15 protein-coding genes are annotated in these 11,688 nt (G+C 58.0%); 14 read left to right on the forward strand and 1 reads right to left on the reverse strand.

The features are described 5' to 3' along the window. The first annotated feature begins 196 nt into the window (after nucleotides 1–196). Nucleotides 197–736, forward strand: a complete 540-nt coding sequence (locus JRI95_06620; GenBank protein ID MBW2061224.1) for a DUF177 domain-containing protein — start codon at nucleotides 197–199, stop codon at nucleotides 734–736. A 15-nt stretch (nucleotides 737–751) separates the two neighbouring features. Continuing rightward, nucleotides 752–934 carry a 50S ribosomal protein L32 gene (gene rpmF, locus JRI95_06625; GenBank protein MBW2061225.1) on the forward strand — a complete coding sequence of 61 codons (183 nt, stop codon included), beginning with the start codon at nucleotides 752–754 and terminating at the stop codon, nucleotides 932–934. Here rpmF and JRI95_06630 read toward each other — a convergent pair. Beyond that, on the reverse strand, nucleotides 857–1,024 hold the full coding sequence (locus tag JRI95_06630) for a hypothetical protein (protein MBW2061226.1): 168 nt from the start codon (nucleotides 1,022–1,024) through the stop codon (nucleotides 857–859). The genes rpmF and JRI95_06630 overlap by 78 nt on opposite strands. Here JRI95_06630 and plsX point away from each other — a divergent pair. The 12 genes from plsX to ribD all read left to right on the forward strand — a co-directional run bounded on the left by plsX (nucleotide 993) and on the right by ribD (nucleotide 11,511). Then, a complete protein-coding gene (gene plsX / locus JRI95_06635) occupies nucleotides 993–2,027 on the forward strand; it encodes a phosphate acyltransferase PlsX (GenBank protein MBW2061227.1) in 1,035 nt (344 codons plus the stop codon). The genes JRI95_06630 and plsX overlap by 32 nt on opposite strands. 53 nt (nucleotides 2,028–2,080) lie before the next feature. Then, a complete protein-coding gene (locus JRI95_06640) occupies nucleotides 2,081–3,247 on the forward strand; it encodes an acyl-CoA dehydrogenase family protein (protein MBW2061228.1) in 1,167 nt (388 codons plus the stop codon). Between the two features lie 9 nt (nucleotides 3,248–3,256). Beyond that, nucleotides 3,257–4,063 carry an electron transfer flavoprotein subunit beta/FixA family protein gene (locus tag JRI95_06645; protein ID MBW2061229.1) on the forward strand — a complete coding sequence of 269 codons (807 nt, stop codon included), beginning with the start codon at nucleotides 3,257–3,259 and terminating at the stop codon, nucleotides 4,061–4,063. A gap of 2 nt (nucleotides 4,064–4,065) precedes the next feature. Continuing rightward, nucleotides 4,066–5,253 carry an electron transfer flavoprotein subunit alpha gene (locus JRI95_06650; protein ID MBW2061230.1) on the forward strand — a complete coding sequence of 396 codons (1,188 nt, stop codon included), beginning with the start codon at nucleotides 4,066–4,068 and terminating at the stop codon, nucleotides 5,251–5,253. Between the two features lie 99 nt (nucleotides 5,254–5,352). Next, a complete protein-coding gene (gene fabG, locus JRI95_06655) occupies nucleotides 5,353–6,099 on the forward strand; it encodes a 3-oxoacyl-[acyl-carrier-protein] reductase (GenBank protein MBW2061231.1) in 747 nt (248 codons plus the stop codon). A gap of 51 nt (nucleotides 6,100–6,150) precedes the next feature. Next, nucleotides 6,151–6,381, forward strand: coding sequence for an acyl carrier protein (gene acpP, locus JRI95_06660; protein ID MBW2061232.1), 231 nt, complete (start codon nucleotides 6,151–6,153; stop codon nucleotides 6,379–6,381). A 17-nt stretch (nucleotides 6,382–6,398) separates the two neighbouring features. Next, the gene (gene fabF / locus JRI95_06665; GenBank protein MBW2061233.1) at nucleotides 6,399–7,655 is read left to right on the forward strand and encodes a beta-ketoacyl-ACP synthase II; all 1,257 of its coding nucleotides are present in this window, start codon (nucleotides 6,399–6,401) and stop codon (nucleotides 7,653–7,655) included. A gap of 69 nt (nucleotides 7,656–7,724) precedes the next feature. Beyond that, nucleotides 7,725–8,159 (forward strand): ribose 5-phosphate isomerase B, encoded by a 435-nt coding sequence (gene rpiB / locus JRI95_06670; protein MBW2061234.1) that lies wholly within the window; start codon nucleotides 7,725–7,727, stop codon nucleotides 8,157–8,159. Between the two features lie 12 nt (nucleotides 8,160–8,171). Then, complete coding sequence (locus JRI95_06675; protein ID MBW2061235.1) at nucleotides 8,172–9,428, forward strand: serine hydroxymethyltransferase; 1,257 nt, start codon at nucleotides 8,172–8,174, stop codon at nucleotides 9,426–9,428. After that, entirely contained in the window at nucleotides 9,412–9,873 is a 462-nt protein-coding gene (locus JRI95_06680) for a cytidine/deoxycytidylate deaminase family protein (protein ID MBW2061236.1), read from the forward strand. Before JRI95_06675 ends, JRI95_06680 begins: the two co-directional genes overlap by 17 nt. 2 nt (nucleotides 9,874–9,875) lie before the next feature. Then, nucleotides 9,876–10,385 carry a transcriptional repressor NrdR gene (gene nrdR, locus JRI95_06685; protein ID MBW2061237.1) on the forward strand — a complete coding sequence of 170 codons (510 nt, stop codon included), beginning with the start codon at nucleotides 9,876–9,878 and terminating at the stop codon, nucleotides 10,383–10,385. A gap of 31 nt (nucleotides 10,386–10,416) precedes the next feature. Continuing rightward, nucleotides 10,417–11,511, forward strand: coding sequence for a bifunctional diaminohydroxyphosphoribosylaminopyrimidine deaminase/5-amino-6-(5-phosphoribosylamino)uracil reductase RibD (gene ribD, locus JRI95_06690; protein ID MBW2061238.1), 1,095 nt, complete (start codon nucleotides 10,417–10,419; stop codon nucleotides 11,509–11,511). Nucleotides 11,512–11,688 lie beyond the last annotated feature (177 nt).

Here is an 11,688-nt window from a genome sequence, read left to right on the forward strand (position 1 = left end):
TCCGCCTCTGCTGGAGGCTGGCCGTCTTTCTTGCTGTCATTTCAGCTGGATATGCGGCTGGTTTTCCGGCTGCCACCGGGCTCGGCTTTCTTCCCTTTTTCTCAAATATGTGGTAACTTACGTTAAATTTGACTTGACAAGATGACCGGTTTGGCTAAAGTTACCGTCTTACCTGGATGGTAAGAGCAGCGTGAATTTGAAAATCAGAGTTACAGATATCCCGGTCACGGGCATGGAGCTGTTTTATAACCTGACAGTGCGGGAGGTCGAGGTCCGCCTGACCGCGCTGGGGGGAGAGCGGGTTCGGTTAGCCGCCCCGGTCATGACCAGGTTCAAGCTGGAACGAACCGGAGACCGTGTGCTCATCCAGGCTAAGGTCAGCACGGTTCTTCGTCTTGTTTGCTCTCTTTGCCTGGATGAATTTGATATGCCGATGTCCGAGGATGTGTTTTTAGCCTTGACACCATTTTCCAATGAACAGGCTGAGAAAGAGGTGACGGCCGGGGAGCTGAACGAAGAGTATTACGACGGCGAAGAGGTTGACCTGTGGCCCATGATCCAGGGGCAGCTCTTTTTAGCGCTGCCCATCAGGCCGGTGTGTCGAGAGGGCTGTCAGGGGCTCTGCCTCATATGCGGCCAGAATTTGAACGTTAAGTCGTGCGGCTGCTCTTCTCCAGCCGGTCACCCCGGTTTCATGAAGCTAGCGCAGCTTAAGGAAAATTTATCGAAAAAATAGATTCAAGGAGTTAAAATGGCCGTACAGAAGCGCAAGATGTCCAGAAGCAAAAGCCGAAAACGGCGCACGCATTACAGCCAGAAACAACCGACTTTAGTGCATTGTTCCCAGTGTGATGAGCTAAAGCTGCCCCATCATGTCTGCCCCAATTGTGGCACGTACCAAGGCCGCCAGATAATCGAGGTGGGCGAAGGTTAGCTCCGGACTATCCGGCGCGTTAAAATCAGCCAGAACCCAGTCTTTAACATAGGAGAGAATTTTTTCCATGAAGATTGCCATGGATGCCATGGGAGGTGATCAGGCCCCTGGGGTCGTCGTGCAGGGCAGCGTGGAAGCCGTGCGCGATCTCGGCGTCTCGGTGATACTGGTGGGGGATGAACAGGCTCTTGACCGCGAACTGGCCAAGACCGGCCCGGTCAGCAGCCGCATCTCCATCAAGCACTGCACCCAGGTGGCGGCCATGGACGAACCGCCCATCGAGGTCCTCCGGCGCAAGAAGGACTCCTCGGTGCGCGTGGCCTTTGAGCTTGTCAAATTAGGCGAAGCCCAGGCCGCGGTCAGCGCTGGCAACTCCGGCGCGACCCTGGCGGTGGCCACGGTGGTTCTGGGGAGGATGAATGGAGTGGAACGTCCGGGCGTGGCCAGTATCCTGCCTTCGGTTCAGGAGCAGTTCATCATCATTGACGTCGGCGTCAACCTGGACTGTAAGCCTTCTTTTCTTATTCAATTCGGCGTCATGGCCCATGCCTATGCCCGTGAGATTCTTGAAATGGAACGGCCCCGTCTGGCCCTGCTATCCATTGGCGAAGAGGATTCCAAAGGCAACCTTCTGGTCCGGCAGACCCATGACCTCTTCAAGAAAAGCTCGCTTAACTTTATCGGCAACATCGAGGGACGGGACCTTTTTTCCGGGCAGGCCGATATCGTGGTCTGCGACGGCTTCGTGGGAAACGTCGTGCTCAAGCTTTCAGAAGGGCTGACCGAGATCATCAACGGCATGCTCCAGCAGGAGCTGAACACCGGTCCCTGGCCCCGGGCGGACGTCATGATTTTACAGGACGTGTTCAAGCGTTTTCGGAAAAAGGTTGATTATGCGGAGTTTGGCGGCGCGCCTCTCCTGGGAGTCAATGGAGTTGGCGTCATCAGTCATGGCCGGTCTTCACCCCGGGCCATTAAAAACGCTATTCGCACCGCGGCTGAATTCGTGCGCCTGAAGATGCCTGAGCGCCTCCAGGCCGGATTGGAGGAATCAAGAGAGCTCATCGCCAGCACGCGGCCTAAACGTCATTGAATCGGCCTTCAACCAAGCCTGGCTCTATGTTTTCATTTCTTAAGGAGCAGTAGATGGATTACTTTTTAACCGAAGAACAGCAGATGATCCAGGACCTCGCCCGCCAAATCGCTGAAGACAAAGTTCTGCCTCTGCGGGCTGAGCTGGACGAGAAGGAGGAGTTTTCTCACGAGATCATAAAGCATTTTGCCGATTCCGATCTTTTGGGCCTCAATATTCCAGAGGAATATGATGGCATGGGCATGGGCGTTTTCGAGCAGGTTCTGGCCACGGAGCAGGTGGCCCGGATCTGTTGCGGGACAGCGGTCACCTTTGCCTCAGCCGGGCTCGGGGCCGCCCCCATCCTGCTTTACGGCTCTGAGGAACAGAAGAAGAAATACCTGCCTGACGTGGCCTGCGGCCGGAAACTGACTGCATTCGCCTTAACCGAATCAACCGCTGGTTCGGATGTGAGCGGTATCCAGACCACGGCCGTTCGGGAGGGCGACGAATACATCCTGAACGGTACCAAGCAGTGGATCACCAATGCGGGTGAAGCGGCCATCTATTGCGTCATAGCCGTTACCGACCGGTCCAAAGGCCCGCGCGGGGCCAGTTTTTTTATCGTGGAAAAGGATGATCCCGGACTTAAATTCGGTAAAAAAGAGAAGAAGATGGGTATTCGCACCTCAACCACGGGCGAGCTTATCTTCAATGACTGCCATATTCCGGTCGAGCGGCTCATCAGCCGGGAAGGCATGGGTTTTATCATCGCCATGAAGGCCTTTGACCTCTCCCGGCCCGGGGTGGGCAGCCTTGGCGTCGGCCTCAGTCAGGGCGCCCTGGAGGCGGCTGTCGAATTTGCCCGGACCAGGATTCAGTTCGGCCGCCCCATTATGGCGCAGCAGGCAGTGCAGCACATCCTCGCTGACATGGCCACCACCATTGAGGCCGGCCGGGCCCTGGTCTATGCGGCCGCCAGGTATATTGACAGCGGCGCCCGGAACATATCCAGGGATTCAGCCATGGCCAAGCTCTTCCCTACGGATATGGCCATGAAGGTCACGACCGATGCGGTTCAGGTTTTCGGCGGTCACGGCTACATGCGGGAATATCCAGTGGAAAAGATGATGCGCGACGCCAAGATCCTCCAGATATTTGAAGGCACCAACCAGATCCAGCGCAATATCATTGGCCAGGAATTGAATAAGGAATTCGGCTCAAAAAAGAAGAAGAGGTAATCCAGTCCAGTGGATATCGCCGTCTGTATAAAACAGGTCCCAAACACCAGTGAGGTCAGGCTGGACCCGGAGACCAAGACCCTCAAACGGGAAGGTGTGGAAAGCATCGTCAATCCGTTTGACATGTACGCCGTCGAGACCGGCCTTGTCCTGAAGGACCGGTTCGGAGGCACGGTCAGGGCGCTCACCATGGGCCCGCCTCAAGCCGAGGAGGCGCTGCGGGAGGTGGTCAGCTACGGGGTGGACGAGGTGGCTCTTCTTTCGGACCGCGCCTTTGCCGGGGCCGATACCTGGGCGACCGCCTATACCCTGTCCAAGGGGATTCAGAAGCTGGGCCGTTTCGATCTGGTTATCTGCGGTAAACAGGCCATTGACGGCGACACGGCCCAGGTCGGCCCGGGTCTGGCGGAACATCTCGGCCTGCCTTACGTCGCTTTTGTCCGGCGCATGGTTGAGGTGGACCTTGAGTCTAAGCGCATGATCGTCGAAAGATTGACGGACGATGGATATGATGTGGTCGAGACCTCCCTTCCGGCCCTGATCACCGTGGTCAAGGAGATTAATGAGCCACGGGTGCCTTCGCTCAAAGGCAAAATGAGAGCCAGGAAGATCGAGGTCCCGGTTTTTACAGCCGCAGACCTCGAGGTTGATCCTGAATCGGTGGGCCTGACCGGCTCTTTTACCCAGGTCATCGAGGTCTTTGCCCCCAGGCCCCGGGAAAACAGGGTCATGTTCGAGGGAGAGGCGGAAAGGCAGGTGGAAAGGCTGCTGGCCGGTCTGAAAAAAGACAAGGTCCTGACCGCCAAGGTTGATTGAACATGAGCCTGATCGTTGACCCTGATCTCTGTACCGCCTGTGAGGACTGCATCGAGGCCTGTCCCTTCGACGCGATCGCCCTTAAGGACGGCCTGGCTCAGGCGAATGAAAAATGCAACTTTTGCGGGGCCTGTATTGACGTTTGCCCGGTTCAGGCCATCACTATTGAGAAAAAAACACAGGCCCAGGCCGCTGACGGCTACGAGGGCGTCTGGATTTTCGCCGAGCAGAGGCGAGGCCGGCTGGCCCAGGTGGCCTTCGAGCTCCTGGGAGAAGGCAGACGTCTGGCCGACAGGCTGGGTGTCTCCCTGGGGGCGGTCCTGTTCGGTCATGAGGTCAGGGATGAGGTCAGTCAGCTTTTCGGGTACGGCGCAGACACGGTTTACCTGGCCGATGACCCGATGCTGGGCGGTTTTAGCGATGATGTCTATGGCACGCTGCTTACAAAAATGATCAGACAGCATCGGCCTGAGATCGTTTTGTGCGGCGCGACCTCAATCGGCCGCTCCTTCATCCCCCGGGTCGCCACCATCCTGGGCACCGGCCTGACCGCGGACTGCACCGGCCTGGACATCCGCGCTGCGGATCGTCTCCTTCTTCAAACCCGGCCCGCCTTTGGCGGCAATATCATGGCGACCATCATCTGCCCGGCCGCCCGCCCCCAGATGGCCACGGTTCGCCCCAGGGTCTTTCGCCGCGGGCCTTATCAGGAAGGCAGAAAAGGGGAGCTGGTCGAGATCGCCGTGGCTGAAAGTCAGATCGTCTCCCGGACAAAACTTCTGGAGGTGGTGGAGGATCTTTCGGAAAAAGTCAATCTGGCCGAGGCTGATGTCCTTGTGGCCGGCGGCCGGGGCCTGGGCCATGGCAAGCATTTCGATCTGCTCTATGAGCTGGCCGATCTCTTGAACGGGGCCGTCGCCGCGTCGCGCGGCGCGGTTGACGCGGGCTGGATTTCCTATGCCCACCAGGTCGGCCAGACAGGCAAGACTGTTTCTTCCAGGCTCTACATCGCCTGCGGCATTTCCGGCGCGGTGCAGCACCTGGCCGGCATGCAGTCCTCAGAGGTAATAGTGGCCGTCAATAAAGACCCTTATGCGCCTATTTTTGACGTGGCCAACTACGGCCTGGTCGGCGATCTGTTCGATATCGTTCCGGCGCTGGTCAAGCGGCTCAAGGCCGGTCGGTCGTGAAGTGCGGCGGCCCGGAATGAAACCACTTGACTCATGGATGGACTTGTGGAATAAAAGTTTAACCGATATTCATTGTCAGGCAGTCAGGGGCGCGAAGCAGTGACCGATTCGAAGAGGGTCATTTATATAACCGGCGGATCGCGAGGCATCGGTCGGGCCACGGCCTTTCGGCTCGCCGGTCCTGAAACGGCGATCGTGCTCAATCATTTTGACCAGGATGAGTCGGTCGCGCAGGAGACCCTGGACGGCCTGATCAGAAGGGGCTCGGAGGCCGAACTCCAGTATTATGACGTTTCAGACACGCAGGCGGTGCAAAAGCACCTGGGCGCGGTCATTGAAAAATACGGCGGCCTCGACGTCCTGGTCAACAATGCCGGCATCACCAGGGACGCTTTCTTGATCCGCATGAAGGAAGAAGACTGGGATGTGGTTTTGAATGTCAATCTGAAGGCGGTTTTCAACTGCTCCCAGGTTGTAGCCAAGGCCATGATCAAGAAGCGCTCCGGCCGAATCGTGAATGTGGCCTCGGTTTCCGGAATCATGGGCAATGTCGGCCAGGCCAACTACTCGGCTTCAAAGGCCGGAATCATCGGGCTGACCAAGACCCTGGCCCGGGAACTGGCCCCCCGTAAAATTACCGTCAATGCCGTGGCCCCGGGTTTTATCGAAACGGATATGACCGCGGCCATGCCTGAGAAGGCCATCGAGCGCGTCAAGGCCATGATTCCTCTGGGCCGGGGAGGCCGGCCCGCGGAGGTGGCCGAGGTTATTGCTTTTCTGACTTCAGACGCCGCCTCCTACCTCACCGGTCAGGTGATCCATGTTGACGGCGGAATGCATATGTGAGTTTCAGAGACCTGTTACGGGTTTCCATTAATCCCGAAGGAGGATACGTGAATGTCAATCGAAGAAAAGGTCAAGGAGATTATCGTTGAACAGCTGGGCGTTGAAGAAGCTGATGTCGTGGTTGCGGCTTCTTTTGTTGACGACCTGGGCGCCGATTCCCTGGACCTGGTCGAGATGATTATGGCCATGGAGGAGGAGTTCGATATGTCCATCTCAGACGAGGATGCCGAGAATATAAAGACGGTCCAGGACGCCATTAACTACATAACTGAAAATTCCTGACCAAGGGAGCTGGTCTCTTGGAGCTAGCAAGCAAAAAACGGGTCGTCATAACCGGCCTCGGTATTGTGTCGCCGCTGGGCGTCGGTGTGGAGACAAACTGGGAAGCCCTCATTGCCGGTCGTTCCGGAGTCGTCCCCATTACCAAGTTTGACGCCAGCCATCATAAGACCCAGATCGCCGGAGAGGTCAAGGATTTCAGGTCCGAGGACTTTCTGAGCCGCAAAGACATCAAACGACTTGATCTCTTTGTACATTATGCCATTGCCGCGGCCCGGATGGCCATGGAAGACAGCCGCCTCAATGTCAATGAGGCAAACGCAGACAAGATCGGATGCGTGCTTGGAACCGGTCTCGGCGGCCTGAATTCGCTGGAAGCCTGTCACAGCATCTTGTTAAACAAGGGGCCTGACCGGATTACCCCGTCTTTCATCCCCGCGCTTATTGCTAACATGGCCCCGGGGCAGGTTTCCATTGAATACGGACTCAAAGGCCCTAACCTCTGTTTTTCAACCGCCTGCTCCGCCGGGACCCATGCCATCGGGGAGAGTTTCCGCCTGATCCAGTCGGGCAAGGCTGTGGCCATGCTCGGCGGGGGAACTGAGGCGACTATTACCGGGCTTGGCGTGGCCGGTTTCAATGCCATGAGGGCCATTTCGACGCGGAATGATGAGCCTGAAAAAGCCAGCCGTCCGTTTGAACGGGATCGCGATGGCTTTGTCATGGCCGAAGGAGCGGGCATCCTGGTGCTGGAGGAGCTGGAGTATGCGCTTGAGAGAGGGGCGCGGATTCATGCCGAGGTGGTCGGCTTTGGGATGTCCAGCGACGCTTTTGACCGCGTCGCGCCGCCTGAAGGAGGCGCCGGCGCGGTCCAGTGCATGCGGTCCGCTATTGAGGACGCCGGCCTGGCCCCGGACGACATTGACTACATCAATGCCCATGGCACCTCGACCTCGCTGAACGATCTCTACGAGACCCAGGCCATCAAGACGGTCTTCGGCGCGCGGGCCGGGCAGGTTCCGGTTAGTTCATCCAAGTCAATGGTCGGCCATCTCCTGGGTGCGGCCGGTGGGGTGGAATCCATCTATACGGTATTGACCATCAAGCGGGGGATCATTCCCCCGACTATCAATTATGAACATCCAGACCCGGAGTGCGACCTGGACTACGTGCCCAATCAAGCGCGCCAGGCACAGGTAACAACAGCCATGAGCAACTCCTTTGGGTTTGGCGGAACGAACGGGACGCTTATTTTTAAGGCCTTCAGCTCATCGTAAAGGTTTCGGGGTGCTGAAGGGGCCTTTTACTGGCCCCTTTATCGTATGGCGACCTTGCAGGAAGGGCGCATGAAGATCATCATCGGCAGCGATCATGCGGGTTTTCATTTCAAGGAAATGATCAAAACCCATCTTGAAAATAAAAATCATGAGGTCGTGGACGCCGGGCCCAGAGAAGCCAAAAGCTGCGACTATCCTGAATTCGGCTTGAAGGTGGCCCGGGCCGTGGCCCAGGGGAACTATGACCATGGAGTCCTGATCTGCGGCACCGGCATCGGCATGTCCATGGTAGCCAACCGCGTCAAAGGCGTCCGGGCCGCTTTGTGTCTGACTGAATTTCAGGCCCGTATGGCCCGCGCCCACAACGACGCCAACGTTCTTGTCCTGGGGGCGCGCGTCCTGGGTCCTGACCTGGCGCTGTCCATCCTTGACGTTTACTTTGAGACAGGCTTTGAGGGTGGACGGCATCAGCGCCGTATTGATCTGTTTAACTTTGTGGATTGAGCGGTCTAGCTTATGGATTACTTAGCCAAAACCGATCCCGAAATATTTGAGGCCATCAGGCGCGAGGCGCGGCGGCAGGAGACCAAACTGGAACTCATCGCCTCGGAGAACATCGTTTCTCCCGCGGTTATGGCGGCGCAATCCAACGTTATGACCAACAAGTATGCCGAAGGATACCCTGACCGCCGTTACTATGAGGGATGCGAACATGTGGACCAGGCCGAGCGGCTGGCCATCGAACGAGCCAAACAGCTTTTCAAGGCCGAACATGTCAACGTCCAGCCTCATTCCGGCTCCCAGGCCAACATGGCGGTCTATTTTGCCATACTTAAGCCTGGAGACACCTACCTGGGCATGAACCTCGCCCACGGCGGTCACCTGACCCACGGCAGCCCGGTCAGCTTCTCCGGACGGTTCTTTAAGGTCGTTTTTTACGGTGTTGACAAGGAGACCGAGACCATTGACTACGATGAGGTTCGCCGTCTGGCCAAGGAGCACCGCCCCAAGCTCATTGTGGCCGGTGCTTCCGCCTATCCTCGCACCATTGATTTTAACGCCTTTGCTGAAATCGCGCATGAGGTCGGGGCCAAGCTCATGGTGGACATGGCCCACATCGCCGGCCTGATCGCAACCGGCCTCCATCCCTCGCCGGTGCCAGGCGCGGACTTTATCACCTCCACCACGCACAAGACCCTGCGAGGCCCGCGCGGGGGCCTGATCCTGACCAGGGCCGAATACGGGCCGCTGGTGGATAAAAACCTCTTTCCCGGCATCCAGGGCGGCCCGCTCATGCACACCATTGCCGCCAAGGCCGTGGCCTTCAAGGAGGCCCTCAGCCCTGAATTCGCGGCCTACCAGGCCCAGGTGGTTATGAATGCCCGCCGCCTGGCTGACGCCCTTAAGGAGAACGGGTTTCGACTGGTTTCCGGAGGCACGGACACGCACCTTATTCTCGTGGATTTGAAGGACAGAAAAATTACCGGCGCCGAGGCGGTCAAGACCCTGGACAAGGCCGGGATCACCACTAACAAAAACGCTATCCCCTTTGACCCCCGGCCCCCGGCGGTCACTTCCGGCCTGCGTCTGGGAACCCCGGCTCTGACCACCCGGGGGATGAAGGAAGAGGAGATGGACTTTATCGCCGATTTAATTGAGCAGGCCCTGGATCGTCCGCAAGACGCGAATCGCCTGAACGAGATTCAGCAAAAGGTCCTGGGCCTGTGCGCTCGATTCCCTTTATTCCGGTATCATCTTGAATCCTCAGTCTAAAAAGTCCCGACCGGCCTGGGACGATTATTTCCTTCAGATTACCGATCTGGTGGCCACCCGGTCCACCTGCCTGCGCCGTCAGGTCGGAGCCGTGCTCGTGCTGGAAAAACGGATACTGGCCACAGGATACAACGGCGCGCCCCAGGGGCTTCCGCATTGTCTGGACATCGGCTGCCTGCGGGAGACGGATAATATTCCTTCGGGCGAGCGTCATGAACTTTGCCGCGGCATCCATGCTGAGCAGAATGTCATTATCCAGGCGGCTCGATACGGCATCAGCATCCCGGGGTCAACGCTTTACTGCACGACGCTGCCTTGCATCATCTGCACCAAGATGCTGATCAACGCCGGGATCAAGAGGATCTGCTATCGTGAGGGCTATCCGGACAAGCTGTCTGGGGAGATGCTGGATCAGGCCGGGATTGAACTGGTCAAGATGGAGTGATTATGAAGTGCCCTTTTTGTCTTTCCCTGGAGAACAAGGTCATTGACTCCCGCTTAAGCAAGGACGGGTTGAGTATTCGGCGGCGGCGGGAGTGTCTTTCATGTCAGAGCAGATTCACGACTTACGAACGGCTTGAAGAGATCCAGATCATGGTTATCAAGTCGGATGGTCGGCGGGAGCCCTTTGATCGGGAAAAGATTCGCGCCGGCATGCTCAAGGCCACACAAAAGCGCCCCATTTCAGTCGAAACCATTGATGACTTTATCAGCACCATGGAACGCCAGTTTCAGGAAGCGAACCAGAAAGAGATTCCCTCCAGCGAGATCGGGGAACGCGTTATGGCCGCACTCCATGAGCTGGATGAAGTGGCCTACGTCCGTTTCGCCAGCGTTTACAGGTCGTTCAAAGACCTGGACGACTTCGTGCGTGAACTGAAAGACCTTCTTGAATCCAAAGGCGACCGCAGCGCCGGGCAGCCTCTGGAAGAACTGGACCGGAAGAGAAAGACCTAGCTTTCCCTTGAGAACCCTCCACCAGAAAATGATGGCTCTGGCCCTGAAAGAGGCCAGGAAAGGGAAGGGCCGCACCTCGCCCAATCCTGTGGTCGGGGCTGTGGTCGCCAGGGGAGAACGCGTCGTCTCCCGGGGGTATCACGCCCGGGCAGGCCGCCCTCACGCTGAAGCCGCGGCCCTGGAGCGGGCCGGGACCAAGGCCCGCGGCGCCACCCTGTACGTGACCCTGGAACCATGCAACCATGAGGGCCGGACCCCCCCCTGCACCCAGGCCATCCTGGCGGCTGGTATAAGGCGAGTCATCATCGGCGACCGGGATGACAACCCTCATGTGACCGGCGGCGGGGCGAAGTTTCTGGCCGCGCAGGGACTGGAGGTTCAGACCGGCGTCCTGGGCCGGAAATGCCATGAGCTGAACGAGTTTTATCACAAACACGTCACCACGGGTTTGCCGTTTATTCTGCTCAAATCCGCCGCGACGCTCGATGGCAGGATAGCCACGGTGACCGGGGATTCCAGGTGGGTGACCCAAGGCAAGGCCCGGGCTTATGTGCATCGCCTGCGCCGCGACGTGGATGCAATCCTGGTGGGCCGAGGCACGGTCGAGAAGGATGACCCCAGCCTGACGACGCGTCTGCCTGGCCGCCGCCGAGGCCAAAACCCGATACGCCTGGTTCTGGACACGCATCTTCGCCTGCCTCTTTCAGCGCGCCTCTTTGACCTCGAAACCGGCGGAACCGCTATCGTTGTCTGCGGGCCCAGACCGCCGGCGCGCAAGGTTCGAGCTTTTGAGAAGATCGGGGTTGAGGTGCTGCTAATGCCTCTTTTTCAGGGCCGGGTCAGCCTGGCCAAATTAAGCGCGCAATTAGGCGCCCGCGACATCCAGGGCCTGCTTATTGAAGGCGGGGCTGAGGTGAACGCCTCGGCCCTTTTAGGCGAGCGGATCGTGGACAAGGTATTGTTTTTTTACGCTCCCAAAATCATCGGCGGGCTCGGAGCGCCCAACCTGGTCGGGGGGGCTGGAGTAAAATTCATGGATGAGAGCCTTCATCTGGAAATCCTCAAGGTCCGCCGCCTGGGTCCGGACATCCTGGTCGAGGCCCGGCCGCAGTATTCTCAGCCATAGGATGTGAGGCAGAGTCTGGGAACGAGGATATATGATATTCCTTCTTGCTTCCTGGTTTCAGGGCCTGATAGGGGTAGGAAGGACCGGTTTCTACCCCGGTCCCTCCCCCCTCCGAACCGTGCATGCGGTTTTCCCGCACACGGCTCTCCGGTTGGTAGTTCACCGCCGAACGGATCG

Source organism: Deltaproteobacteria bacterium (assembly GCA_019308995.1).
GTDB lineage: Bacteria > Desulfobacterota > Desulfarculia > Adiutricales > JAFDHD01 > JAFDHD01.

What these genes read in the sequence shown, in the direction of transcription:
- rpmF (MBW2061225.1), top strand. Translation starts at nt 752, where the DNA reads ATGGCCGTACAGAAGCGCAAGATGTCCAGAAGCAAAAGCCGAAAACGG.
- JRI95_06630 (MBW2061226.1), bottom strand. Translation starts at nt 1,024, where the DNA reads ATGGCATCCATGGCAATCTTCATGGAAAAAATTCTCTCCTATGTTAAA.
- JRI95_06640 (MBW2061228.1), top strand. Translation starts at nt 2,081, where the DNA reads ATGGATTACTTTTTAACCGAAGAACAGCAGATGATCCAGGACCTCGCC.
- JRI95_06650 (MBW2061230.1), top strand. Translation starts at nt 4,066, where the DNA reads ATGAGCCTGATCGTTGACCCTGATCTCTGTACCGCCTGTGAGGACTGC.
- acpP (MBW2061232.1), top strand. Translation starts at nt 6,151, where the DNA reads ATGTCAATCGAAGAAAAGGTCAAGGAGATTATCGTTGAACAGCTGGGC.
- rpiB (MBW2061234.1), top strand. Translation starts at nt 7,725, where the DNA reads ATGAAGATCATCATCGGCAGCGATCATGCGGGTTTTCATTTCAAGGAA.
- JRI95_06675 (MBW2061235.1), top strand. Translation starts at nt 8,172, where the DNA reads ATGGATTACTTAGCCAAAACCGATCCCGAAATATTTGAGGCCATCAGG.
- nrdR (MBW2061237.1), top strand. Translation starts at nt 9,876, where the DNA reads ATGAAGTGCCCTTTTTGTCTTTCCCTGGAGAACAAGGTCATTGACTCC.
- ribD (MBW2061238.1), top strand. Translation starts at nt 10,417, where the DNA reads ATGGCTCTGGCCCTGAAAGAGGCCAGGAAAGGGAAGGGCCGCACCTCG.